Here is a 22,798-nt window from a genome sequence, read left to right as displayed (position 1 = left end):
AACCCGCCAAGACGGGGAAGACCAGCACCAGATAGTCTAAACAATTCGAAAGGCCGGGTTTTTACCCGGCCTTTTGCTGTTTAGGCTGAAGCGCGTCGCGTCTGAACGGATTCATGCGACGCACTTTAAGTCTTTGTTTTTATGCATGTCATTCTCCCAAAGCCGGGGCCACTTTTGGGCAACATGCATTAAACCTCACGCAGCAGCCGAGCCCGCCACCTCCGCCTCGTGCGAGCGGATGCCGATCATGTGGCAGATGGCGAAGACGAGGTCGGCGCGGTTCATCGTGTAGAAGTGGAAGTCGCCCACGCCGCGCTCGACCAGGTCGAGCACCTGTTCGGCGGCGACGGCCGATGCCACCAGCGCATGGGTCTGCGGATCGTTCTGCAGGCCGTCGAAACGCTCGGCCAGCCATGCCGGCACCAGCGCGCCGCAGCGCGCCGAGAAATTGGCGACCTGGGTGAAATTATGCACCGGCAAAATGCCCGGAACGATCGGGATGTAGATGCCGGCGCGACGCGCGCGCTCGACATAGCGCTCGTAGAGATCATTGTCGAAGAAGAACTGGGTGATCGCCCGCGTCGCGCCATTGTCGACCTTGCGCTTCAGCATGTCGATATCGGTGGCGAAGTCCGGGCTTTCCGGATGCTTTTCCGGATAGGCCGAAACCGAGATGTCGAAATCGCCCGCTTCCTTCAGCGCGCCCACCAGTTCGGCGCCGTTGGCGTAGCCGTCCGGATGCGGGCGGTAGGCGGTGCCCACGCCCGCGGCCGGATCGCCGCGCAGGGCGACGAAGCGCTTGACGCCCATATCGGCGAATTCCTGGATCACCGCGTCGACCTGATGACGGGCGGCATCGACGCACGTCATGTGCGCGGCCGGCGTCAGGCTGGTCTCGTTCAGGATGCGGCCGACGGTGCGCGCCGTGCGCTCACGCGTCGAGCCGCCGGCGCCATAGGTCACCGAGACGAATTTCGGCTTCAGCGGTTCCAGCCTTGTGACCGTGTCCCACAGCCGCGCCTCCATCTCGTCATTCTTGGGCGGGAAGAACTCGAAGGAAACCTTGACCTTGTCGCCAATGTCGGGGCGGCGGGAAAAGCGGAACTGGTTCATCAGGCGATTTCCCCTATCGAATTCACTTTGGTCTGCTGGCTGTCATTGGCAGGGTCGGCGATCAGCAGGCGCCGGTCGCGGCCAAGCCAGAGCTTGACGGTGAGCCTGGGCTCGCTGCCGCCGCGCGGCTCGAATTCCTGGGCATCCTCGAGATCGAGGCCGGCCTCTGCAAACCACTCGCTGATCTGCCGGTCGGAAAAGCCGAGCCGCATATGCGCGTGCTCTTCGCGCAGGAATTCCAGCGTGTGCGGCGCGAAGTCGACGATGACCAACCGGCCCGACGGCCGCAAAAGCCGTGCCGCCTCGTGGATGGCGCGGGCGGGATCGTCGAGATAATGCAGCACCTGGTGGATGGTGACGAGATCGAAAGCGTCACGCTCGACCGGCGGCGAGAAGATGTCGCCCTGCCGCACCTGCGCGTTCGAAACGCCGGCCTTGTCGAGATTGGCACGCGCCACGGTCAGCATCTCGCGCGACATGTCGATGCCGACACCGCGCCGGTAGAGCGGCGAGAAGATTTCCAGGAGCCGCCCGGTACCGGTGCCGAGATCCAGCATCGACTGGAACGGCCGCTTGCCGACCAGCTTCAGCATCGCCGCCTCGACCGCACGGTCCGGCACATGCAGCGAGCGGATATGGTCCCAGCTTGCGGCGTTCACCGAGAAATACTCGGCCGCCCGGTCCTGCCGCTTGCGCTTGACCGAGGCCAGGCGTTCGAGATCGCGCTCGACCTGCGGATCGGCGCCGCGAATGCTGGAAACCAGCCCCATGACGAAGTCGCGCGCGGAATCGGCATCCGACAGGCGGAAGAAGGCCCATGATCCTTCCTGGTAGCGGTCGATCAGCCCGGCCTCGAGCAGCAGCTTCAAATGCCGCGAAACGCGCGGCTGCGACTGGCCGAGAATTTCGGTAAGATCGGAAACGGTGAGGTCTCCACGCGACAACAGTGCCAATATGCGCAGGCGGCTGGATTCGGCCGCCGCCTTCAGCGTATCCACCATGGTGTCGAGCGAAACATGCATCAGCGTATTCTCTTTTCAGCGCATTCACTTTGAAAAAGATATAAACATATGTTTATGTCGGTTTTCAAAACCTTGCAAGCGCTATGTCGCTTCCGGACAAGAAAATGCCGCATGCGTGATTTTCCGGTGCGCGCCGCCCAAAAATGTGTAGCGGTCCTGGGACAATGACAGCAGCAGCACGGAGATGGGCAGAATGACGGGGCCGCGCGAAATGTTCGAGGCACGCGAAGGCGAGCAGAGGCTGGGCTTGGATCCGGCAACGATGCCGGCGGATGCCGGCGTCGTCTTCATCGGCCGCATCGCCTCGCCCTGGACGACAAGGGAGAGCTGCCCGAAAAACATGCGCACGGCGCGCGAGACCGGACAGCCGGCGGTGCTGACCATCGACGCGCCCTATCGCCCTGGCTTGCAGGGCCTGGAGCGCGCCAGCCATGTCATCATCCTGTCCTGGCTGCACCACGCGCCGCGGAATCTGATTGTGCAAAAACCCCGCCATGCGGCTGAAGCAAAAGGCGTATTCGGCCTGCGTTCCCCTGCCCGGCCGAACCCGGTCGGCCTGCATGTGGCAAGGCTCGTCGGATTGGACATCGCCACCGGGCGCATCGATCTCGACGCCATCGACGTGCTCGACGGCACGCCGGTCATCGACGTCAAACCTTACTTCGCCTCGACCGACGCCATACCGGAAGCGATCATCGAGGGACGCGGGGAGCGATGACTGCACCGACCGGCCGCCGCCGCGCCATCGCCAAGGCGCTAACCGCACTTCTGCCGCTGGCGCCCTATGCCGACATGGAGAAGATCCGTGCGGATGCCGGCGCAGTGCATATGAAGACCTTGCCGCCAGGCATTGCCGTGTGGCTGGCAACCATTGCCCACATCCGCCACATGCACACCGACTATGAAAAGCTGCTGGCCGAGGGTTATGACCGCGACTCCGCCCGCTTCTTCGTCATCGAGAAGACCAACATCGTGCTCACCCGCTGGCGCGCGACACGCCTGCTCGACGCCGACGACGAGGAGGAATGAAGCGGCTATTGTCGCGTCAGCACGGCGATCGCATTGTAAGGCTGGCCATCGGCCTGGCCGACCCAGGTCCAGGACAGGTTTCCCTTGAAGAAGCGGACGGTGATGTCGCCACCGTCGATGCACGTGTCCTGGCCATAGGTGATGCTTTCATGGAATTCCGCCGACGTCTCGTCCCTCGACGTCTGCGACAGCGATCCGCCGCAGCCAAGTGACGGATAATCGATCGACGCGCCGTCATTCCTGATCGTCATGGCGATCGACCAGTCGGCGCCGGCATCACCCGCCGGGCTCTGGTGGCCGCTGCCGACCCAGGTGCCGGTCAGTGTCTGCGCCGGCGCATTCACCGTGCAAGGCAGGTTCTGGAAGATCGGCGTCAACTCGCTGCCGGTCTTCTCGCAGCGATAGGTCTGGCCGTTTTGGCAGAGTTCGTCGCCTTGTTTCACGCACTGCGCGCTGGCCTCGCCCGTGGCGGCGAAAATCATCATGGCTGCGATGATGGTCCCAAGCCTGCCCATATCCCCTCCCATTCCAAGCCATCCGATCATAAGGCAATTCCAATCCGGTGTATCGGCTAGGACCGTCATGGAGGACGAACGGTGCCGGGCGGTTGGCTCTATGCCTCCTGTCCCGGGCCGGTAGGCTGATGACCCGCCCTGCCCGCGAGGAGGCCCCGATGGACCAGACGACGGCCACACAGGCTACAAAACCACTGCCCACGGTCGGCAACCGCCATGTTGACCCGCACACCTATCCCGACGGCATCGCCTTCCTCGACGGCCAGTATCTGCCCATGTCGCAAGCCAAAGTGTCGGTGCTGGATTGGGGGTTCCTGCATTCCGACGCCACCTATGACACGGTGCATGTCTGGAACGGCCGCTTCTTCCGCCTCGATCTGCATCTCGACCGCTTCTTCGGCGGGCTCGACAAGCTGCGCATGACCATCCCCTTCGACAGGGATGGCGTGGCCGATATCCTGCACAATTGCGTCGCCCTTTCAGGCCATCGCGCCGCCTATGTCGAAATGCTGTGCACGCGCGGCGCATCGCCAACCTTCAGCCGCGATCCGCGCCAGGCGATCAACCGCTTCATGGCCTTCGCCGTGCCGTTCGGTTCGGTCGCCAATGCCGAACAGCTGCAGCGCGGCCTGCGCGTCGCCATCAGCGACAAGGTGCGCATCCCGCCGGCATCGGTCGATCCGTCGATCAAGAACTACCATTGGCTCGATCTGGTGCGCGGCCTCTACGACGCCTATGACCGCGGTGCCGAGACCGCACTCCTTCTCGACTTCAACGGCAATGTCGCCGAGGGTCCGGGCTTCAACGTCTTCTGCGTCAAGGATGGCAAGCTGTCGACGCCGGCCATCGGCGTGCTGCCTGGCATCACCCGCCGCACCGTCTTCGATCTCTGCGCCGACGAAGGTCTTGTCGCCGCCGCCGCCGATGTCAGCGTTGCAGCACTCACGGCGGCCGACGAGGTCTTCATCACCTCGACCGCGGGCGGCATCATGCCGGTGACTGAGATCGATGGCGCGGCGATCGCCGACGGCAAGGTCGGGCCTGTTACCGGCCGGCTGATGGCGCTCTACTGGCAAAAGCACGACGATCCGGCCTGGTCGTCTCAGGTGAGTTATCGCTGATCAAGGGACGTCTTGTTCAAAAAGATTTCCCCTCGCCCCTGGAAAATCACGCGATAGGCCGTATATGCCCGAAAGCGGAGAAGCCTCCGCTTTCATCCAAAAATTGCGCCCGCAAGGGCAAGGATTCCACATCATGACAAACAAGGTTTGGTTCATCACCGGATCGTCGAAGGGTTTTGGCCGCGTCTGGGCCGAGGCCGCATTGGCGCGTGGCGACCGTGTCGCCGCGACCGCCCGTGACGCCGGCACGCTCGCCGATCTGGTCGAGAAATATGGCGACCACATCGCCGCGATCAAGCTCGACGTCACCGACAAGAAAGCCGTCGATGCCGCCGTCGCCGAGGCGCACAAGCGATTTGGCCGGCTCGACGTCGTCATCAACAATGCCGGCTACGGCCATTTCGGCGCCATCGAGGAAGTCAGTGAGCAGGAAGCCCGCGACCAGATAGAAACCAATGTGTTCGGTGCCCTCTGGGTCACGCAGGCCGTGGTGCCGATCATGCGCGCCCAGCGGTCCGGCCACATCATCCAGATTTCGTCGATCGGCGGCGTCAACGCCTTTGCCTCGCTCGGCCTCTACCATGCCTCGAAATGGGCGCTGGAAGCCTTCAGCCAGTCGCTCAGCATCGAGGTGGCGGAATTCGGCATCCATGTCACGCTGGTCGAGCCGGGCGGCTTCTCCACCGACTGGTCCGGCGCCTCAGCCAAGGTGTCCAAGCCGATGGAGGCCTATGCGCCCGCCCGCGCCAAGATGGCCGAGCGCCGCGCCAACTCGGTCGCCGGCGATCCCGAGGCGACAGGTCCGGCAATGCTGGCCATCGTCGACGCCGCCGAGCCGCCGCTGCGGGTGTTCTTCGGTGACGGCGGCCTGCCGATGATCCGTCAGGAATACGCCAACCGCCTCGCCACCTGGGACAAGTGGGACCACGTGTCCGTCATGGCGCAAGGCGCCAACAAGAACCGCAAGGGCTGAGGCTTCGGCATTTTGCTACGCCGCTCATCAGCGGCGTAGCCCTTCGGTCACGATGCAACCGCGCGGCTATGCCTGATAAATCCACTGCTCCGGCACCCGCGCCGAAATCTCTTCGCCGGCCCTGATCGTTCCGGGCTTCTCGACCCAGGCGACCACGCCACGCAGCCGTTTGGCCATTTTGGGAAACAGCAGCGCGCCGGCTTCGATGTCGGCCATTCCCGCATTTTCGGCGATCGATCGCCCGGAAATGCGGCATGGTCCGTTCTGGGCGTCGACCTTAAGGGTGACGCCATCCTTGAAGAACAGCAGCGTGCCGGCCGGCAGCATCGACAGATGCGGCACGCCTTCGACCACCAGATTGGCGCCGATCCATTCCGGCTTGATCTCGGCAAGGCCCATCCGCCCGGCGACGATGGCCAGCTCGTCCGCCGCCACGATCGACAGCTGCCGCTCGTTGCGCATTTCGGTGCCGCGCGGATACCAGGGTTCGCGCCCGCCCGAGCGCCGCGTTGCGCCCGCGTGGAAATCGCCCAAAATGCCGTCGAAGCCAAGGCGCAATTCCTCCACCGGCCGCGTCTGGAAATGATCCGCCAGCGCGACATAGAGCGCTGCGGCGCGGGCGGAAAGCTTCTTTGCCGGGACGATTTCGACCGGCTTCTCGGCTTCGGGGAAGAGATCCAGCATGGCGTTCCGTCCTTGAATCATGCTCCCCGTTTTTGCTCTTCGGGCGGCAAGGCCGCAAGAGCGGTTTGGGCCATAATGCGCAACTCTTCGGCCGATGCGCCGTCCCGCGCCTGGATCGACATACCGTTCATGACGCCGGCGATATATTTGGCGAAGCTCTCGACGGAGAAGCCTTCCGGCAGGTCGCCCGCCACTTGGCCTTTGGCGAGGCGCTGCGCGATCGCCGCCTCGCTCGCCTTGCGATAGGACTTGAGTTCATCGGCAATCGCCTGCGCCTGCGGCGAGGCCGCCAGCGCACCGCTGACGAAAAGGCATCCGCCCGGCTTGCCGGGCCTTGAATAGGCCTCCGCCGCGCCCAGCAGCAGCAGCCGGATCGCCTCGTGCGTCGGCACCGACGCGCTCAGCGCGTCCAGCGCAAAGCCGATCTCCGTCTCGTGGTAGCGCGTCAGCGCCCTGCGGAACAAGGTCTCCTTGTCGGTGAAGGCGTTGTAGATCTGCGGCGGCGTCAACCCCATCGCCTCGCGCAGCATGGCCAGCGACGTCGCCTCATAGCCATGCTCCCAGAACAGATGCATCGCCGCATCCAGCGCCCGGTCCGGGTCGAACGCGCGGGGACGACCACCCCTGGCCTTTTCCAAATTATCCATAGTGATCGATACGAAACCTGTTGACTTGCTCGCTACACATAACGTAACAATTGATACGAAACATGGCAAGCCGGAAGACGATCTTCCGGCAAGGCCGTGCAGCCGAAGGACAAGGAGAGACCAAATGCCCATCACCGTGACCGCGCCAGAAGGCGTACTGACAGAGGCCGGAGAGCGCGAGATCCTGCCGCGCCTCAGCGCCGCCCTCATCGAAGCTTCCGGCGCCACCGGCAATGCGTTCTTCACCGCCATCGTCGGTGGCACGGTCCACATCCTGCCGTCGCGCCACATCTATGCCGGCGGCGCCAACAGGCCTGTCGTGATGGTGGAGTTGAAATTGCCCAATATCGCCCTCGGCTCGATCGAGGCTCGCAACGCCTTCATCACTACGGCCGCCGGCATCGTCGCCGAACTCTGCGTGGCCGGGCACAAGCCCGAAAACACCTGGATCAACATCGTCAACGCGCCCGACGGCGGCTGGGGCATCGGCGACAGGCAATATACCGGCGACGCACTCATTGCCGCCGCCACCGCCGCCGCGCACTGATTTCATAGGGAAGATGTGATGCGGCTCTCCCCTTCGCTGTTCTTCACCACCAACTGCGAGCCGGCACTGGCTTTCTACGAACAGTGCGGCCTTGGCCGGGGAACCATCCTGCTGCGCTGGGGTGATAGCGGCATGCCGGTGCGAACCGAAACCATGCGCGGAAAAATCCTGCATGCGCGCTTCGAAGGTCCGGGCGTGCTGTTCCATGCCTCCGACAATGATGATGCCGAGCCGATGAAAGGCTCTGCCATGATGCTGGAATTCGACGACCTGGCAGCCATGCGGGAGCTTTTCTCCCGCATGGCTGCCGGCGGCCGCATCACCGTGCCCCTGGCGCGGCAATATTGGGGAACCAGCTTCGGCATGCTGGTCGACGCCTATGGCGTGCAGTGGATGTTCAGTTGCTCGGGTCAATAAGGCGAAGGATCACGATCTTCTTACCGGAAATGGAATTGGTGCCGCATTGCCGCCGCGTCGGATCGCTTTCATGTTGGCGAGACACTGTGGAGGTTCTCATGCGCCCCGCGACGGCAATCGCGCTGCTCTGGCTGATCTGGGTGGTCACCTGGATTGCGGCCGCCATGTGGGCTGATCCGGCTCAAAAACGCGCCACCATCGGCGCAGAGGTCCGCTATCGCATCTTCTGGCTGGCAGGCACCGTCCTGCTGTTCGTCCCGGCGCACCGCTATGAAGGCAGGTTGAGATTGTGGACTCCGACCCTGGCGGAGGCCTGGGCCTGCATTGCCCTGATCGCCATCGGTCTCATCTTCTCGTGGTGGGCGCGTATTCATTTGGGCAGGCTGTGGTCGGCCTCGGTCACCGCCAAGGCAGACCACCGCGTGGTCGATACCGGCCCCTACGGCCTCGTTCGCCACCCGATCTACACAGGATTGCTGCTGGCGCTCCTCGCCACCATGATGGCGAAAGGCACTGTCTGGGGCATTGCTGGTGTCGCACTCCTCACCATCGGCATCGTCATGAAGGCAAGACTCGAGGAGCGCTTCCTGCGCGGCGAACTTGGCCCCGCCTATGACGACTACGCGCGGCGGGTGCCGATGTTGGTTCCCTTTACGCCGGCCTGACACGCCAAGGTGCGTTGGAACGACAGCTCAGCCCGATTTTTTCGCCCCGCTGCCTTGCCGGAAATGCTCGACGGCACCGTCGATTTGAACCCAATCATGTTTCGATTGCTCGAAGATCGACCGGACTGGCGGCGGACAGTTCGGGTCGGTCAGCGCCCCGACGGCGACGCCGATCATCATTGGCAGCCTGTCGGCTTTCCAATAGACCGTCGAGCCGCAGTTGGGGCAGAAGTAGTTGTGCACCTTCCCGCCGCTTGCCGCATCGCGGGTGAATCCCTTCGCGGTTCCGGAGATGGCAACGGCCTCGGCCGGATAAAAGGCGCCGACGCCGAAGGGGGCCCCGGTTCGGCGCTGGCAGTCGAGACAGTGGCAGGCGACAACCAGTTTTGATGGTCCTGCCAGCGTCAGCATGAGGGCACCGCAACTGCATCGGGCATCGACCATTGCAACTCTCCTTTTCTGGAAACGGGATCGCGTTGATCCAAGCTCGGATACCCCCGACACAGGCTGTGCGAGGGTCAAGTCAGGTTGAACGGCAGTGGAAAACGGTGAGAAGCGACCAAACCAGATGGTTTTCGAGAACCGGAGCGGAGCGTACTTAAGTACGTTAGCACCGGCCTACGCCGGCCGCAGCCTTAACTGCACGACCACTCATGACTGCTTCGGCCGGCGAAGGCCGGAAGCGCAGAAAGCCTTCGTTTGCAGGCCGGCATCACCTGAATATCGGCACACGTTAAAGCATCCGGATGAGAGCGCCGCCTATCGAATACCCCGCGCCAAAGGCGCAGATCAAGCCGAAATCGCCGGGTTTCATGTCGGCATGGTTCTCCGACAGCGCGACGATGGCGCCGGCGCCCGCCGTGTTGCCCAGCCGCTCCAGTACCATCGGCGCGCGATCGTTATCGACATCGTGGCCGAACGACAGTTTCAGGATCATCGCATTCATGCGCGCATTGGCCTGATGCAGCCAGAAGCGCCTGATCGCCTGCGGCGTCAGTCCGTGCTCGGCCAAGAATTCGACGATGAATTTCTGGCCGGCGACGGTGACTTCCTTGAACACCTTGTTGCCGACCTGTTTGATCAGATTGCCTTCCAGATTGATCATGTAGGGATCATCCTGGGCGGTGCGGGTGTGGTAGCCGAGATTGGTACGGATGTTGTTCGACATCTGCGTCCACAGCCGCGTGTCCAGCACCTCGAAGCGCCCCGGCCGTTTGTCGCCCTGGGCAAGCCCCTCCACAACCATCGACACCGAGGCGTCGCCGAAGATGAAATGCGTCTGCCGGTCGCGGAAATTGAGATGTCCGGTGATGATTTCCGGCGTGGTCACCAGGATGCGCTTGTGCGCGCCCGAGCGCACCAGATTGACCGCCATGTGAAGCGCGGCCGCCGCTGACGAACAGCCAAGTCCCATGTCGAAGCCGGCGCCGGTGGTGCCCAGCGCTTCCTGCATTTCGATTGCGATCGCCGGATAGGGCCGCTGGTGGTGAGAGGCCGAGCAGATGATCAGGTCGATCTGGGACGGTTCAAGTCCGGCATGGTCGAGCGCCTTCCTGGCCGAGGCGATGCCGAACTCGGCCTCCAGCGACAGCGCATCGTCGGGTCGCGCGGGAATGCGCGGCGTCATGCGGGTCGGGTCGAGAATGCCTTCGCGCTCGATGACATGACGGGATTTCACGCCCGAGGCGTGGACGATGAAGTCGCTGTCGGATTTCTGCAGCAGCGCCTCTCCGGTGCCCTGACGGCGCGCATTCTCCGTGTCGACCCAGCTGTTGAAGCTCTCGACCAGTTCTTCATTCGTGATGACAGCTTCAGGAATTTCAGCGCCGATGCCGCTGATGATGACGCGATGCATGTTTCAGTCCGTCCCATCCGCAGGCGTTGCGGCTTCATGTGGGCGCCGAAACGCTTCGGCGCAACACTTTTCTCATCCGGCCGGTTTACGCCGGCTTAAACCAAATGTTGAGGCGGACTTGAACCGGGATTTCACCAGGCGCACAGCTTGGTGTTGGTCTGCGGGTTGTTCCAGCAGGCGCCGTCGTCACGGCTGCGCACGAACTGCCCCGGCAGCGGCACGTTGCGGCGACCGAGATTGACATAGCCATAGGCAAAGCCCGGCCCGTCGATCTCCAGCACATAGGTCGGGTAACCCGGCGCCGATATCCGGAAACTGCCGGCATCATCGATCGTGCGGTAGCTGCACGGGAAATACCCATCATCCGACGTGAAGCAGCGCGCCCGCTTGGCTTGCGCCGAAACCGAGAACGCCACAAGGGCGGCCGCGCACACGCCGCCGCCATAAAGCAATCTTTTCAAACTCATCATTTCCCCCTGCCACGCGGCCATCATGGCCCCACGCGGTGAATTGGGCATGACGGCGAAACCGGCTCAAGCCACGGCAATCGACCGCAGGCGAAGCGGATAATCTAGCCGGCCCGCTTGGCGACAATGAAGATACGCGGGAAGCGCAGCAGCACCTTGCCGTTCGCCATTCTGGGATAGGCCTGTTTGACCTTGGCCGTGTAACTATCCAGGAACATCTTGCGCTCGTCGGCGTCCAGCGGATCGAGGAACGGCTTCAGCCCGGTCGATCTCACCCATTCGACGATCGCCTCGGCGTCGGCCAGGGGATGGTTGTAGGCCGTATGCCAGATATCCAGCCGGTCGGAGAGCGGCGACAGCAGGTCATAATAGAACGACACCGGCGGCAACGGTCCGCGCGCCGCACCCTTGAGCTTGTCGGCGAACGGCATTTCGGCGGCGGTTTCCCGCATCGCTTGATGCGAAGGCTCAAGCAGGTTGTCCGGCATCTGTACGGCCAGCGCGCCACCAGGCGCCAGAAAGCCCATCAGCCGCTGGAACACCGCCGGATGCGTGGGCAGCCACTGAAACACCGCGTTGGCGAAGATCACATTGACCGGTTCGGCCGGCTGCCATGTCGACGCGTCCGCCAGGTCGAAACTGACATTGGGCAGGCGTGCCCTCGCCTTCTCGATCATGTCGGGAGAGGTGTCGAAGCCACTCACCTGCGCATCCGGCCAGCGCTCGACCAGAAGCTCGGTCGAATTGCCAGGCCCGCAGCCTATGTCGACGACCCGGCGCGGGAAGTCGACCGGCACTTGCGCGGCCAGATCGCGCGCCGGCCGCGTGCGCTCATCCTCGAACTTCAGATATTGGGCGGCGGACCAATCAGCCATTTGAGCTCCTCACGTGGCTTTGAGAGTTCACCGCCCTAGCGATCCCCTACCGCGTCAGCCGCTTGTGCGTCATGCGGTGCGGCGCTGCCGCTTCCGCACCGAGGCGGCGCAGCTTGTCCTTCTCATATTCCTCGAAATTGCCTTCGAACCATTCGACATGCGCGTCGCCTTCGAAGGCCAGCATGTGCGTCGCCATGCGGTCGAGGAACATGCGATCGTGGCTGATGATGACGGCGCAGCCGGCATAGGCTTCGAGCGCGTCTTCCAGCGCTCCCAGAGTTTCGGTGTCGAGGTCGTTGGTCGGTTCGTCGAGCAGCAGGACATTGCCGCCGCCCTTCAGCATCTTGGCCAGATGCACGCGGTTGCGCTGGCCGCCCGAAAGGTTGCCGACTTTCTGCTGCTGGTCGCCGCCGCGGAAGTTGAAGGACGAGCAATAGGCGCGGCTGTTGATCTCGTGCTTGCCGAGCTTGATGATTTCGGCGCCGCCGGAGATTTCTTCCCACACGGTCTTGTTGGCATCGAGCGCGTCGCGGCTCTGGTCGACGTAACCGAGCTTGACCGTCTCGCCGATGCGCACGGTGCCCGCATCCGGCTTTTCCTGGCCGGTGAAGGTCTTGAACAGCGTCGTCTTGCCGGCGCCGTTCGGGCCGATGACGCCGACGATGCCGCCCGGCGGCAGCCGGAACGACAGGTTCTCGATCAGAAGCTCGTCGCCAAAACCCTTGTTGAGGCCTTCGACCTCGATGACGACATTGCCGAGACGCTCGCTCGACGGAATAACGATCTGCGTGTCGGTCGGCTTGCGGTTCTGCGACTGCTCGAGCAGTTCCTCGTAGGCCTTGATACGCGCCTTCGACTTGGTCTGGCGCGCCTTCGGCGAGGACTGGATCCATTCGCGCTCGCGCCAGATCGACTTCTGACGGGCGTCGTCCTCGCGGCCTTCCTGGATCAGGCGCTTGGCCTTGGCATCGAGATATTTGGTGTAGTTGCCCTCATAGGGAATGCCGCGGCCACGGTCGAGCTCGAGGATCCACCCGGTGACATTGTCGAGGAAGTAGCGGTCGTGGGTGATGATCAGCACCGAGCCGGGATAGTCGCGCAGGTGCTTTTCCAGCCACGCCGTGGTCTCGGCATCAAGATGGTTGGTCGGTTCGTCGAGCAAAAGCAGGTCGGGCTGTTCCAGAAGTAGCCGGCAGAGCGCCACGCGGCGACGCTCGCCGCCGGACAGGTTGGTCACTTCGGAATCGCCAGGCGGACACTGCAGCGCGTCCATCGCCATCTCGACCTGCTGCTCGAGATCCCACAGGTTGAGCCTGTCCATCTCGTCCTGCAGCTTGGCCGACTCGTCCGCCGTCTCGTCGGAATAATTCATCATCAGCTCGTTATAGCGCTCGATGATGGCGGTCTTCCTGCCGACGCCGTCCATGACGTTTTCAAGCACGGTCTTTGAGTTGTCGAGCTGCGGCTCCTGCGCCAGGTAGCCGACCGTGGCGCCCTCGGCCAGCCATGCCTCGCCCTGAAACTCCTTGTCGAGCCCGGCCATGATGCGCAGGATGGTCGACTTACCCGAACCGTTGGGTCCGAGAATGCCTATCTTGGCGTCCGGATAGAAGGACAGATGAACATTATCGAGCACCTTCTTGGTGCCATAGGCCTTCGACAGGCCGGACATGTGATAGATGAACTGGCGTGCCACGCGCGCTTTCCCTGAAAAACTGACTGAATTGTCGATTTGAATGGAGGTTGGCCGCTATGTAGGCGATGCGGCGGCGAACGGCAATCGCTTTTGCCGGATCAGGCTGAACACACGGGCAAGTGTGTGCTGACTACCGAAGTTTTCCGCGCTCACGAACCGCGTTGAAATCTCCGGTTAACTCTTCCGCGTCAAAACAGGATCGGGGTGGAATCGCTGGCTGGCCGCGATTCCAGTAGAGAAAGCGGATCGACGGCAGTGCTGAACAGTTTCCTGCTCCTTGCCGAAGCGGTCGTCTACTTCAGCGTCATGGTGACGCTGTTCCGCTTCCGCAAGCGCATTGGTCTCGGCGTCTTCGTCTGCGCGCTCGGCGTCATGCATTTCCTGGAAACCTATCTCGCCAGCGTCTTTTATGTCGCACTGCCGTTCGGCTTGGTCTCGCCGGGCTCGGCGGTGCTGTTTTCGGGCAAGCTGGTGATGCTGCTCCTGCTCTACATCAAGGAGGACGCCGCCACCGTGCGCCAGCCCATCTATGGCCTGCTGCTCGGCAATGCGGTGATGATCGGGCTGGTATTGCTCTTGCGCCTGCACGCCATAGCGCCGCTCCCCGACGGCAAGCTGCCCGATATCGGCTTCATCGACGAGATGGGCTGGTTGATGGTGTGGGGCACGACCCTCCTGTTCATCGACGCCATCCTGATCGTCCTGCTCTATGAAAGACTTGGGCGCACCCTGCGCAAGGCGCAGTTCGCGCGCATCCTGATCTGCGTCGCCTGCGTGCTGACCTTCGACCAGGCGGGCTTCTTCACCGCGCTTCATTTCGTCGCCGGCGCGCCGATCGCTGTCTTCTTCGGCGGCTGGTTCGCCAAGATGGCGGCGGCCCTGGCTTTCAGCGGCATGCTCGTGGCCTACCTCAGATGGTTCGAGGCCCGCGATATTGCGCTGCCGCGCGGGCTGACCGACATTTTCGAAACGCTGACCTATCGCGAGCGCTATGAAGCGCTGGTCGAGCATGTCGGCCGCGACGGCCTGACCGGCCTGCTGCATCGCGGCCGCTTCGACGCAGACGGTGAAGCCGCCGTCGAGCTCAGCCTGCGCACGGCGAAGCCCCTCAGCCTGCTGATCATCGATGTCGACCATTTCAAGTCGATCAACGACCGGTTCGGCCATGCCGAAGGCGACAAGGTGCTGAAAGCGATCGCGGCCCTGCTCCGCGAAGTGGCGAGCGCCGAAGACCAGGTGTTTCGCATCGGCGGCGAGGAGTTCGCCATCCTCAGTTCGCGCCCGCATCCGGTCGCCAGGCTGTTTGGCGAAAGCATCCGTTACGCCGTCAAGGCATCGCCCGTGGCCAGCCGCTTCGAGCTGACCGTCAGCGCCGGCGTTTCAACCGTCAGCGAAACGACGCGCTGTCTTGCCGATCTGTTCGCCCTCGCCGACCAGCGCCTCTACAAGGCGAAGTCGACCGGACGCGACCGCGTCGTCGGCGAGCCCGGCGGCCATGAGCCGGACGCCGCCATCGCCTGGACCAAGTCGGCGCAGTTCTGATCGAGGATTTCTCTGTCGCGCAATGCCGGCCAGCCGTCTGTGCTTACTGGAACCCGATCGCGTCGACGGTGCCTATCGGGCAACCGGCCTTGTTGGTCGGTACGGAAGCCAGCAACAGGTCCTTGAGCGAACTGTTCGGGCGGATCGGGCCGGCAAGGCCGAGCGTCAATTCACCGATCAGCCGCCGGCCGTTCGAGGGATCGATGACGCAGGACACCCGCACACGATCCCCGGCCCCGGCGCCGAAGGCCTGGTCGAAGGCGCCACGGATCTGGTCCGCCGTCAGCTTGCCGCCAATGGTCTTGGCGAAGAGCTCGCGCACCGGCGAGGCATTCACCTGTCGCATCAGGCTAAGCGCGTCGGAGAAGTATTCCTGCTGGTTCTTGCCGTAGCAGGTGCCGTGCTTGAACCATTCATGCCGTTCCAGCTGGGAGGCCGTGCCCGGCATCACCTGGTCGAGCTCCTTGCGGGTGCCGGCGTCCAGATTGACCGGCGGCAGATCCTTCCAGTGAGCAGGATTGTCGTTGGCCTTGTCGCTGGCCGCCACCTGGCAATAGAAATTGCCGTTCGGCTGCGGCCACAGCCCATGCAAGGTGAAGTTGGTGGCGTCGAACTCATTCGGGTTCTGCGCCCTGCATTCGGTCTTGCTCGACTTGGTCTCGCAAAAAGCCGGCTGCCAGCTCAGTGCGAAGACATATTCGGGCTTCCCCGAGGCGGCCGGCTTGCCTTGTCCGCCAGGTGCCGCAGGCGCTGTCGCGGCACTGCTGCCCGCCAGATGGCCGCAAGTGACTTTCACCCAGCGGCGCTCCGGATCGGCGCGCGGCACCAGGATCAGATAATGCGTCGGCGCGTCCTTGTTGCCGGCAAGCAGCTGGTAGCTCTGCCCAGCATCGGTCGAGACGTTGCCGGGGTTCTTGCCGTTCTTGATGGCTTGCGTTGCCGGACAGGCCGCATCGGCAACGAAGGTGCCGCTCATCTTGACTTCGGCATGCGCAGCATTGGCCAGCGATACCGCCAGCATAGCCAATCCGAAAACGACACCAATGCGCATGAGAAATCCCCGGCTGAGAAGTGGGCGACAGACTGAAGCTGTCTCCATGTCAGAATTGCGATATTTTGCGGGTCGAACGCAAGAAACATCGTCGCGCAAAAGCATTTGCTGTGGATTGACGCGTAACCGGCGGCGGCGCAAACAAAGCCAACAACGATAAAAACGAGGGGGAGAGCGGGCGGCCATGCCTTTCAATCAGCAACGCATGGTCCGCTCACCGACCGGCGCCGACCTCAATCTCCTCGTCAGCCGCGCTGAAGGCAAGCCGCGCGCGGTCGTCCAGATCAACCACGGCCTGGCCGAGCACGCCGCGCGCTATGCCCGCTTTGCCGATTTTCTCTCCGCGCGAGGTTTCCACGTCTATGTCCATGACCATCGCGGCCATGGCGCGACCAAGGCCTCCGATGCGCCGCTCGGCAAATTCGCCGACGAGGATGGCCCGGCCAAGGTGATCGCCGATGTCAATGCCATCCACGATCTCATCGCCGGCGAATGCCCGAACCTGCCGGTCATCCTTTTCGGTCATTCGATGGGCGCGTCGGTGGCACTGAACTACCTTTTGGAGCACTCCCCGCGCATCCATGCCGCCGCGATCTGGAACGGCAATTTCTCACAAGGGCGGCTTGGGCAGGTAGCGCTCGGCATTCTCGCCTGGGAGCGGATGCGGCTGGGCTCCGACGTCCCGTCCCGCCTGCTGCCGAAACTCACCTTTCAGGCCTGGGGCAAGGCGGTGCCCAATCACCGCACGCCGTTCGACTGGCTGTCGCGCGACGAGGCCGAGGTGGCGAAATACATCGCCGATCCGCTGTGCAGCTGGGATGCCTCCGTGTCGATGTGGCGCGACGTGGTCTCGATGGCGATCAACGGCGGCAAGGATGCCGCCTTCGCCGGCGTCCGGCGCGGCCTTCCCATCGCCGTCGTCGGCGGCGAGAAAGATCCCGCTTCGGACCATGGCAAGGGCATCATCCACCTTGCCAATCGCATGCGCGGGATGGGCTTTTCGAATCTCGTTTCAAAGGTTTACGCCGACACCCGCCACGAAAGCCTGAACGAGGTGAACCGCGATATCATCATGAACGATTTCGCCACCTGGGCCGACAGCGTGCTGAAATAGCGACCTGCATCCTTTTCGAACCGGCCCGTTGGCCTATTGCAAGGGCCGTGACAGCCGATGCCGGGCTTGATAGAGGCTCTGCTTTCGCGGCAATCATGGTGATTGCGGCAATCACGGTGATTTATGGCCGAACCACCCCTGAAAGGCGTCCGCGTCGTCGAACTCGCCCGCATCCTCGCCGGGCCATGGGCCGGGCAATTGCTTGCCGATCTCGGCGCCGACGTCATCAAGGTCGAAAGTCCCGATGGTGGCGACGACACCCGCAAATGGGGCCCGCCCTTCGTCATGAGCCATGACGGCGAGAACCTGTCGGCCGCCTATTACCATTCCTGCAACCGCGGCAAGCGCTCCATCGCTATCGATTTCTCGACGCCGGAGGGCGCCGAGACCGTGCGCCGGCTGGTCGCGACCTCGGATGTGCTGATCGAGAATTTCAAGCTTGGCGGCCTGAAGAAATACGGGCTCGACCATGACAGCCTGCGCAAGATCAACCCGCGCCTCGTCTATTGCTCGATCACCGGCTTCGGCCAGGACGGGCCCTATGCGCCGCGCGCCGGCTACGACTTCATCATCCAGGCCATGGCCGGCATGATGTCGATCACCGGCGAGGTCGGCCGCGAGCCGCAAAAGGCCGGCGTCGCCATCTCCGACATCTTCACCGGGCTCTATTCCGTCATCGCCATCCAGGCCGCGTTGCGCCATGCCGACCGGACCGGCGAAGGCCAGCATATCGACATGGCGCTGTTCGACACGCAGATCTCGGCGCTCGGCAACCAGAACCTCAACTATCTCGTCTCCGGCAAGTCGCCGGTGCAGATGGGCAACGCGCACATGAACATCGCGCCTTACGAGGTGGTGCCGGTCCGGGACGGCCACATTATCCTTGCGGTCGGCAATGACGGTCAGTTCGCCAAATTCTGTGCAGCGGTCGGGCTGGATGAACTGTCGACCAATCCCGACTTCGCCACCAATCCGGCCCGGGTCGCCAACCGGGTGAAGCTGCGCGAACGCATCGTCGAGGCGCTGAGCACGCTCGATCGCGACCCGCTGCTGGCAAGGCTGGAAGCGGCAAGCGTGCCGGCGAGCCCGATCAACACGATCGGCCAGATGTTCGCCGACCCGCAGACGATCGCACGCGGCATGCGGCTCGACCTCGACGACGGCCATGGCAATCTTCTGCCCTCGGTGCGCGCGCCGATGGTGATGTCCGGCACGCCCCTGGTCTATGAGCGCCCTTCGCCGCGCCTGGGCGAACACACCGACGAAATCCTTGCCGAACTGGAGAGATCAGCGAAATGAAGACCGGTGGACAACTGATCGTCGAGGCGCTGGAAGCGAACGGCACCGACCGCATCTTCTGCGTGCCCGGCGAATCCTATCTGGCGGTGCTCGACGCGCTGCACGATTCATCGATCCGCACCATCGTCTGCCGCCAGGAGGGGGGTGCCGCGATGATGGCCGACTGCCAGGGCCGGCTGACCGGCAAGCCCGGCATCTGCTTCGTCACCCGCGGCCCCGGCGCCACCAACGCGTCCGCCGGCATCCACATCGCCATGCAGGATTCGGTGCCGCTCATCCTGTTCATCGGCCAGGTTGCCAGCCATGCCAAGGAACGCGAGGCGTTCCAGGAGGTGGACTACAAGAAGTTCTTCGGCGACATCGCCAAATGGGTGGTCGAGATCGACGACGCCTCGCGCATCCCCGAATTCGTCACCCGCGCCTTCGCGGTCGCGACGTCGGGCCGGCCTGGCCCGGTCGTCATCTCGCTGCCCGAAGACATGCTGACCAGCGAGGTCGAGGCTCCGGAAGCGCTCCCCCACACGCCTGTCGAGACCTATCCCGGCGGGGCCGAACTCGACGCGCTGGAAATGCTGCTCAACGGCGCCAAGCGACCATTCGTCATCCTCGGCGGCACACGCTGGAATGAGGAAGCGGTTGCGCGCATGCGCGCCATATCGGAGACATGGTCGCTTGCCGTCGGCTGCTCTTTCCGCCGCCAGATGCTGTTCGACCATCTTCACGCGAACTACGCCGGCGACGTGGGCATCGGCATCAACCCCAAACTGGCGGCGCAGATCAAGGCGGCCGACGTCGTGCTGTTGATCGGCGGGCGCATGGGCGAGATGCCCTCCTCCGACTATACGCTGCTGAAAAGCCCCTACCCCGACCAGGCGCTGGTGCACGTCCACGCCGACGCCGGCGAGCTCGGCCGCGTCTACCGGCCGACGCTGGCGATCAACGCCTCGCCCGCCGCCTTCGTCGAGGCGTTTGCCAAGCGCAAGCCCGCCGGCACGCCATCCTGGTCAGCCGAGACAGCCAAAGCACATGCTGCCTATCTCGAATGGTCGACGCCGCCGCAGACGGGTCCGGGCGACGTGCAGATGGGCCCGATCATGACGTATCTGGAACAGGAGTTGCCGCACGACGCCATCTTCGCCAACGGCGCCGGCAACTACGCCACCTGGGTGCATCGTTTCCACCGCTTTCGCCGCTTCGGCACGCAGGCGGCGCCGACCTCCGGCTCGATGGGCTACGGCACCCCGGCCGCGGTCGCCGCCAAGGCGCTTTATCCGGATCGCACCGTTATCGCCTTTGCCGGCGACGGCTGCTTCCTGATGAACGGCCAGGAGTTCGCCACCGCCGTGCAATATGACCTGCCGATTATCGTGATCGTCGTCAACAACGGCATTTACGGCACCATCCGCATGCATCAGGAACGCGAATATCCCGGCCGCGTCGTCGCCACCGATCTCAGGAATCCCGACTTCGCGTCGCTGGCACGCGCCTATGGCGGCCATGGCGAGACGGTCGAGAAGACGGCGGATTTCGCGCCGGCCTTCGTGCGAGCCCGCGCCAGCGGCAAGCCGGCCATCGTCGAAATCAGGCTCGACCCCGAAGCGATCACGCCAACCCGCACGATGACGCAGATCCGCGACAAGGCGTGATCCAAAAAAGGGGCGGTCGCCCGCCCCTTTTTAAGCGATTTCCGCTACTTTGCCGCCTCGATCTGGCCGCGGATCTCGCCATCTTTGTTGGCGGCGGTGTGGACGTTGACATAATAGTTGCCCGCTGCCAGGTCGGCGGCCTGCGCGTCCGTCAGCGTTGCCGAACCCTTGATCGGGCTCTTGAGCTTGCCTTTGAACGGGATGACCGGATCGGCGTTCGCACCCATCGCAGCCGGGCCGTGAATATGCGCTGCCGTCGCCGGTCCGCTAAGGCCGGAATATTTGACGTTCCAACTGAGTTTCTTCTTGGTGGTGTCGAAGGTGAGCGTGGCGGTGCCTTTGCCCTTGGTGGTGACGGGCGGGTTCTGCTGGCCGCCATCGAGCGTTGCCTTGTACTTCACCACCTCGGCTATTGCTGGCGAGGCGAGCAGGAAGGCGGTCGATACGGCCAGGGCCGAAAGCACCGGCAGGAAAGAATATGTGCGCATGAAGAACCTCCGATTGGCTGCCGCATGCGTCGCTGCTCCCCCGGGCGCGCGCATGCCTCAACTGCAACGGCTGGGCGACGCAATGTTTCCATGAACACGGATTTGTGAAGACAGGGCGATCGCTCGCGCCTTCCGGCGTCCCGAGAGAGAAGTCAGGCCGACGCCAGCGCCTGCGTCAGGTCTGCGATCAGATCGTCCGGGTGCTCGACACCGATCGACAGCCTGACCGTGGTCTCCAGCACACCGATGCGCTGGCGCACGTCGAATGGAATGCCGGAATGGGTCATGGCGGCCGGATGGCTGGCGAGCGACTCGGTGCCGCCGAGACTTACCGCCAGCTTGAAGATCTGCAGGGCGTTGAGAAACGCGAAAGCCGCCTTCTCTCCGCCTTTGATGTCGAAGGAGAAAGTCGAGCCGGCGCCGCTGCATTGCCTCACATAGGCGCGCCCCGCCGGCGTATCCTCGCCCAGGAACGGCAGATAATGCACCTTCTCGACCTTGGCATGATCGCGCAGGAATTCGGCGACCAGGCGCGCATTGTCGTTGGCCCGCTCCATGCGGATCGACAGCGTCTCCAGCGAACGGCCGAGCATCCAGCAGGAATGCGGGTCGAGTTGCGTGCCAATCGCGCCGCGCAGCGCCTTGATCGGCTTAGTGACCGCCTTGCTGCCCATGGCCGCACCCGCGATCAGGTCGGAATGGCCGCCGACATATTTGGTCAGCGAATAGACGGAGACATCGGCCCCGTGCTCGATTGGCCGCTGGAACACCGGACCGAGCAGCGTGTTGTCGCAGACGATGATCGGTGTTGACCCTTGGCTCGCCCCAATCTCGTCAGCGATCGTCCGCATCAGCGCGATATCGACCAGGCTGTTGGTCGGATTGGACGGCGTCTCGATCAGGACGACTGAAACACGCCCCTTCGCCACCGAGGCATCGGCGGCTGCCCGAACCGCCTTCTCGTCGACACCATCGGCGAAACCGACGGCGCCGATGCCGAAGCCGGACAGCGTGCGCGTCAAAAGCGTCTCGGTGCCGCCATAGAGCGGCTGCGAATGCAGGATGACATCGCCCGGACGGGCATAGGCGAGCAGTGTCGTCGCGATCGCCGACATGCCGGAGGAAAACAGGATACAGGCGTCCGTCCCTTCATAGATCGCTAGCCGGTCCTCGACGATCTCGCTGTTGGGATGGTTGAAGCGCGAATAGACGAGACCCGACGCCGTGCCGCTCGGCGGTTCCTTGCGGCCGGACGTGTAGTCGAAGAAGTCGCGCCCCTCTTCCGCCGATTTGAACACGAAGGTCGAGGTCAGGAACACCGGTGGCTTGACCGCGCCTTCCGATAGCTGCGGATCGAAACCATAGCTCAGCATCAGCGTCTCCGGATGGAGCTTGTGGTTGCCGATATGGGTTTTCGACGGGCGTGGCGCGGTCATGGCTTTTCCTGCTTTCGAGGGATGTCGCCCCGCAATTTATGCGATCCCGATCAGCCAGTCCTTGCTATTCTCGGGCTCACATGGCTGCATGCCGGCAACAAACTGCCTAAAGAGAGCAAAAATGCAGCAGAAGATAGCCGATGATTTCGACCTCAGGATTCTGCGCGAACTGCGGGCCGACGCCCGCATCACCAACAACGACCTCGCCGAGCGCATCGGCCTGTCGCCATCGCCTTGCCTGAGGCGCGTGCGGCGGCTGGAGGAGACGGGTGTGATCAAGGGTTACACCACGCTGGTCGATCCCGCCGTCTTCGGCTGGAGTATGGTCGCCATCGCCACAATTCGGCTCAGCCGGCAGAACGAGGACGAGATCGTCATGTTCGAAGAGGCGATCCGCGGCTGGGAAGAGGTGCTGGAATGCCACCTTGTCACCGGTTCGCGCGACTATGTGCTGAAGGTGGTGACCGGCAGCCTCGAACAGTACGAGCGCTTCATCAAGGAAAAGATCGCGCGGCTGAAATGCGTCGCCTCAATCGAGACCAGCTTCGTCATGAACACCATAAAGGAACGGCGCCTCTGAGGGCGCCGCTCCATTT

At 63.4% G+C, this 22,798-nt stretch carries 25 protein-coding genes; 12 read left to right on the top strand and 13 right to left on the bottom strand.

Features of this window, described 5'->3' with window-relative positions; genetic code table 11:
- Positions 1-195: 195 nt before the first annotated feature.
- The gene (metF, locus tag FJV83_RS10905) at positions 196-1,113 is read right to left on the bottom strand and encodes a methylenetetrahydrofolate reductase [NAD(P)H] (protein WP_095773923.1); all 918 of its coding nucleotides are present in this window, start codon (positions 1,111-1,113) and stop codon (positions 196-198) included.
- On the bottom strand, positions 1,113-2,135 hold the full coding sequence (locus FJV83_RS10900; RefSeq protein ID WP_095773922.1) for a metalloregulator ArsR/SmtB family transcription factor: 1,023 nt from the start codon (positions 2,133-2,135) through the stop codon (positions 1,113-1,115). The genes metF and FJV83_RS10900 overlap by 1 nt, the downstream gene beginning before the upstream one ends.
- Positions 2,136-2,328: 193 nt before the next feature.
- Between FJV83_RS10900 and tsaA the strand changes: the two genes are divergently transcribed.
- A complete protein-coding gene (gene tsaA / locus FJV83_RS10895; RefSeq protein ID WP_142885099.1) occupies positions 2,329-2,853 on the top strand; it encodes a tRNA (N6-threonylcarbamoyladenosine(37)-N6)-methyltransferase TrmO in 525 nt (174 codons plus the stop codon).
- The gene (locus tag FJV83_RS10890; RefSeq protein ID WP_095773920.1) at positions 2,850-3,164 is read left to right on the top strand and encodes a DUF2293 domain-containing protein; all 315 of its coding nucleotides are present in this window, start codon (positions 2,850-2,852) and stop codon (positions 3,162-3,164) included. Before tsaA ends, FJV83_RS10890 begins: the two co-directional genes overlap by 4 nt.
- Before the next feature lie 5 nt (positions 3,165-3,169).
- Here the strand turns inward: FJV83_RS10890 and FJV83_RS10885 are convergent, their stop codons facing one another.
- A complete protein-coding gene (locus tag FJV83_RS10885; protein WP_095773919.1) occupies positions 3,170-3,679 on the bottom strand; it encodes a hypothetical protein in 510 nt (169 codons plus the stop codon).
- Between the two features lie 158 nt (positions 3,680-3,837).
- Between FJV83_RS10885 and FJV83_RS10880 the strand changes: the two genes are divergently transcribed.
- Positions 3,838-4,800, top strand: a complete 963-nt coding sequence (locus FJV83_RS10880; protein WP_142885098.1) for a D-amino acid aminotransferase — start codon at positions 3,838-3,840, stop codon at positions 4,798-4,800.
- Positions 4,801-4,933: 133 nt separating this feature from the next.
- The gene (locus FJV83_RS10875) at positions 4,934-5,773 is read left to right on the top strand and encodes an SDR family oxidoreductase (RefSeq protein ID WP_142885097.1); all 840 of its coding nucleotides are present in this window, start codon (positions 4,934-4,936) and stop codon (positions 5,771-5,773) included.
- Positions 5,774-5,839: 66 nt separating this feature from the next.
- On the opposite strand, the gene FJV83_RS10870 is transcribed toward FJV83_RS10875, so the two are convergent.
- Positions 5,840-6,457, bottom strand: a complete 618-nt coding sequence (locus FJV83_RS10870) for an MOSC domain-containing protein (RefSeq protein ID WP_142885096.1) — start codon at positions 6,455-6,457, stop codon at positions 5,840-5,842.
- Between the two features lie 17 nt (positions 6,458-6,474).
- The gene (locus FJV83_RS10865) at positions 6,475-7,032 is read right to left on the bottom strand and encodes a TetR/AcrR family transcriptional regulator (protein ID WP_281409084.1); all 558 of its coding nucleotides are present in this window, start codon (positions 7,030-7,032) and stop codon (positions 6,475-6,477) included.
- Positions 7,033-7,228: 196 nt separating this feature from the next.
- Between FJV83_RS10865 and FJV83_RS10860 the strand changes: the two genes are divergently transcribed.
- The 3 genes from FJV83_RS10860 (at position 7,229) to FJV83_RS10850 (ending at position 8,733) form a co-directional block, all read left to right on the top strand.
- Positions 7,229-7,651 (top strand): hypothetical protein, encoded by a 423-nt coding sequence (locus FJV83_RS10860; RefSeq protein WP_095773915.1) that lies wholly within the window; start codon positions 7,229-7,231, stop codon positions 7,649-7,651.
- Positions 7,652-7,669: 18 nt separating this feature from the next.
- On the top strand, positions 7,670-8,068 hold the full coding sequence (locus tag FJV83_RS10855; protein WP_142885094.1) for a glyoxalase/bleomycin resistance/extradiol dioxygenase family protein: 399 nt from the start codon (positions 7,670-7,672) through the stop codon (positions 8,066-8,068).
- Positions 8,069-8,166: 98 nt separating this feature from the next.
- Positions 8,167-8,733: an isoprenylcysteine carboxylmethyltransferase family protein gene (locus FJV83_RS10850; protein WP_095773913.1), complete on the top strand. Its 567-nt coding sequence runs from the start codon at positions 8,167-8,169 to the stop codon at positions 8,731-8,733.
- A 27-nt stretch (positions 8,734-8,760) separates the two neighbouring features.
- Here the strand turns inward: FJV83_RS10850 and FJV83_RS10845 are convergent, their stop codons facing one another.
- The 5 genes from FJV83_RS10845 to ettA form a co-directional block, all read right to left on the bottom strand.
- The gene (locus tag FJV83_RS10845) at positions 8,761-9,177 is read right to left on the bottom strand and encodes a GFA family protein (protein WP_142885093.1); all 417 of its coding nucleotides are present in this window, start codon (positions 9,175-9,177) and stop codon (positions 8,761-8,763) included.
- A gap of 289 nt (positions 9,178-9,466) precedes the next feature.
- Positions 9,467-10,588, bottom strand: coding sequence for a beta-ketoacyl-ACP synthase III (locus FJV83_RS10840; RefSeq protein ID WP_095790792.1), 1,122 nt, complete (start codon positions 10,586-10,588; stop codon positions 9,467-9,469).
- A gap of 131 nt (positions 10,589-10,719) precedes the next feature.
- Positions 10,720-11,055, bottom strand: a complete 336-nt coding sequence (locus tag FJV83_RS10835) for a hypothetical protein (protein ID WP_095774030.1) — start codon at positions 11,053-11,055, stop codon at positions 10,720-10,722.
- A gap of 104 nt (positions 11,056-11,159) precedes the next feature.
- Positions 11,160-11,930, bottom strand: coding sequence for a trans-aconitate 2-methyltransferase (gene tam / locus FJV83_RS10830; RefSeq protein WP_095790791.1), 771 nt, complete (start codon positions 11,928-11,930; stop codon positions 11,160-11,162).
- Positions 11,931-11,976: 46 nt separating this feature from the next.
- Positions 11,977-13,626 carry an energy-dependent translational throttle protein EttA gene (gene ettA / locus FJV83_RS10825; RefSeq protein ID WP_142885092.1) on the bottom strand — a complete coding sequence of 550 codons (1,650 nt, stop codon included), beginning with the start codon at positions 13,624-13,626 and terminating at the stop codon, positions 11,977-11,979.
- Positions 13,627-13,881: 255 nt separating this feature from the next.
- Here ettA and FJV83_RS10820 point away from each other — a divergent pair, with 255 nt between their 5' ends.
- Positions 13,882-15,168: a GGDEF domain-containing protein gene (locus tag FJV83_RS10820; protein WP_095790789.1), complete on the top strand. Its 1,287-nt coding sequence runs from the start codon at positions 13,882-13,884 to the stop codon at positions 15,166-15,168.
- A 43-nt stretch (positions 15,169-15,211) separates the two neighbouring features.
- On the opposite strand, the gene FJV83_RS10815 is transcribed toward FJV83_RS10820, so the two are convergent.
- A complete protein-coding gene (locus tag FJV83_RS10815; protein WP_142885091.1) occupies positions 15,212-16,219 on the bottom strand; it encodes a ribonuclease in 1,008 nt (335 codons plus the stop codon).
- A gap of 184 nt (positions 16,220-16,403) precedes the next feature.
- Here FJV83_RS10815 and FJV83_RS10810 point away from each other — a divergent pair, with 184 nt between their 5' ends.
- The 3 genes from FJV83_RS10810 to FJV83_RS10800 all read left to right on the top strand — a co-directional run bounded on the left by FJV83_RS10810 (position 16,404) and on the right by FJV83_RS10800 (position 20,278).
- A complete protein-coding gene (locus tag FJV83_RS10810) occupies positions 16,404-17,333 on the top strand; it encodes an alpha/beta hydrolase (RefSeq protein ID WP_142885090.1) in 930 nt (309 codons plus the stop codon).
- A 123-nt stretch (positions 17,334-17,456) separates the two neighbouring features.
- A complete protein-coding gene (locus tag FJV83_RS10805; RefSeq protein ID WP_095790786.1) occupies positions 17,457-18,632 on the top strand; it encodes a CaiB/BaiF CoA-transferase family protein in 1,176 nt (391 codons plus the stop codon).
- Positions 18,629-20,278 carry a thiamine pyrophosphate-binding protein gene (locus FJV83_RS10800; RefSeq protein WP_142885089.1) on the top strand — a complete coding sequence of 550 codons (1,650 nt, stop codon included), beginning with the start codon at positions 18,629-18,631 and terminating at the stop codon, positions 20,276-20,278. Before FJV83_RS10805 ends, FJV83_RS10800 begins: the two co-directional genes overlap by 4 nt.
- Before the next feature lie 44 nt (positions 20,279-20,322).
- Here FJV83_RS10800 and FJV83_RS10795 read toward each other — a convergent pair whose 3' ends face one another.
- A complete protein-coding gene (locus FJV83_RS10795) occupies positions 20,323-20,766 on the bottom strand; it encodes a CHRD domain-containing protein (RefSeq protein ID WP_142885088.1) in 444 nt (147 codons plus the stop codon).
- Positions 20,767-20,918: 152 nt separating this feature from the next.
- Complete coding sequence (locus tag FJV83_RS10790) at positions 20,919-22,202, bottom strand: cystathionine gamma-synthase family protein (RefSeq protein WP_142885087.1); 1,284 nt, start codon at positions 22,200-22,202, stop codon at positions 20,919-20,921.
- Positions 22,203-22,323: 121 nt separating this feature from the next.
- Between FJV83_RS10790 and FJV83_RS10785 the strand changes: the two genes are divergently transcribed.
- Positions 22,324-22,782 (top strand): Lrp/AsnC family transcriptional regulator, encoded by a 459-nt coding sequence (locus FJV83_RS10785; RefSeq protein ID WP_095773901.1) that lies wholly within the window; start codon positions 22,324-22,326, stop codon positions 22,780-22,782.
- Positions 22,783-22,798: the final 16 nt, after the last annotated feature.

The organism is Mesorhizobium sp. WSM4307 (assembly GCF_007003945.1).
GTDB lineage: Bacteria > Pseudomonadota > Alphaproteobacteria > Rhizobiales > Rhizobiaceae > Mesorhizobium.
Note: the sequence above shows the minus strand (reverse complement) of the source record. Positions and strands in the feature narration are given on the sequence as shown.

What these genes read in the sequence shown, in the direction of transcription:
- FJV83_RS10890 (WP_095773920.1), top strand. Translation starts at nt 2,850, where the DNA reads ATGACTGCACCGACCGGCCGCCGCCGCGCCATCGCCAAGGCGCTAACC.
- tam (WP_095790791.1), bottom strand. Translation starts at nt 11,930, where the DNA reads ATGGCTGATTGGTCCGCCGCCCAATATCTGAAGTTCGAGGATGAGCGC.
- FJV83_RS10815 (WP_142885091.1), bottom strand. Translation starts at nt 16,219, where the DNA reads ATGCGCATTGGTGTCGTTTTCGGATTGGCTATGCTGGCGGTATCGCTG.
- FJV83_RS10900 (WP_095773922.1), bottom strand. Translation starts at nt 2,135, where the DNA reads ATGCATGTTTCGCTCGACACCATGGTGGATACGCTGAAGGCGGCGGCC.
- FJV83_RS10865 (WP_281409084.1), bottom strand. Translation starts at nt 7,032, where the DNA reads ATGCATCTGTTCTGGGAGCATGGCTATGAGGCGACGTCGCTGGCCATG.
- tsaA (WP_142885099.1), top strand. Translation starts at nt 2,329, where the DNA reads ATGACGGGGCCGCGCGAAATGTTCGAGGCACGCGAAGGCGAGCAGAGG.
- FJV83_RS10800 (WP_142885089.1), top strand. Translation starts at nt 18,629, where the DNA reads ATGAAGACCGGTGGACAACTGATCGTCGAGGCGCTGGAAGCGAACGGC.
- FJV83_RS10795 (WP_142885088.1), bottom strand. Translation starts at nt 20,766, where the DNA reads ATGCGCACATATTCTTTCCTGCCGGTGCTTTCGGCCCTGGCCGTATCG.
- FJV83_RS10790 (WP_142885087.1), bottom strand. Translation starts at nt 22,202, where the DNA reads ATGACCGCGCCACGCCCGTCGAAAACCCATATCGGCAACCACAAGCTC.
- FJV83_RS10785 (WP_095773901.1), top strand. Translation starts at nt 22,324, where the DNA reads ATGCAGCAGAAGATAGCCGATGATTTCGACCTCAGGATTCTGCGCGAA.
- metF (WP_095773923.1), bottom strand. Translation starts at nt 1,113, where the DNA reads ATGAACCAGTTCCGCTTTTCCCGCCGCCCCGACATTGGCGACAAGGTC.
- FJV83_RS10860 (WP_095773915.1), top strand. Translation starts at nt 7,229, where the DNA reads ATGCCCATCACCGTGACCGCGCCAGAAGGCGTACTGACAGAGGCCGGA.
- FJV83_RS10850 (WP_095773913.1), top strand. Translation starts at nt 8,167, where the DNA reads ATGCGCCCCGCGACGGCAATCGCGCTGCTCTGGCTGATCTGGGTGGTC.
- FJV83_RS10855 (WP_142885094.1), top strand. Translation starts at nt 7,670, where the DNA reads ATGCGGCTCTCCCCTTCGCTGTTCTTCACCACCAACTGCGAGCCGGCA.
- FJV83_RS10880 (WP_142885098.1), top strand. Translation starts at nt 3,838, where the DNA reads ATGGACCAGACGACGGCCACACAGGCTACAAAACCACTGCCCACGGTC.
- FJV83_RS10810 (WP_142885090.1), top strand. Translation starts at nt 16,404, where the DNA reads ATGCCTTTCAATCAGCAACGCATGGTCCGCTCACCGACCGGCGCCGAC.
- FJV83_RS10805 (WP_095790786.1), top strand. Translation starts at nt 17,457, where the DNA reads ATGGCCGAACCACCCCTGAAAGGCGTCCGCGTCGTCGAACTCGCCCGC.
- FJV83_RS10845 (WP_142885093.1), bottom strand. Translation starts at nt 9,177, where the DNA reads ATGGTCGATGCCCGATGCAGTTGCGGTGCCCTCATGCTGACGCTGGCA.
- FJV83_RS10835 (WP_095774030.1), bottom strand. Translation starts at nt 11,055, where the DNA reads ATGAGTTTGAAAAGATTGCTTTATGGCGGCGGCGTGTGCGCGGCCGCC.
- FJV83_RS10885 (WP_095773919.1), bottom strand. Translation starts at nt 3,679, where the DNA reads ATGGGCAGGCTTGGGACCATCATCGCAGCCATGATGATTTTCGCCGCC.
- FJV83_RS10840 (WP_095790792.1), bottom strand. Translation starts at nt 10,588, where the DNA reads ATGCATCGCGTCATCATCAGCGGCATCGGCGCTGAAATTCCTGAAGCT.
- FJV83_RS10870 (WP_142885096.1), bottom strand. Translation starts at nt 6,457, where the DNA reads ATGCTGGATCTCTTCCCCGAAGCCGAGAAGCCGGTCGAAATCGTCCCG.
- FJV83_RS10875 (WP_142885097.1), top strand. Translation starts at nt 4,934, where the DNA reads ATGACAAACAAGGTTTGGTTCATCACCGGATCGTCGAAGGGTTTTGGC.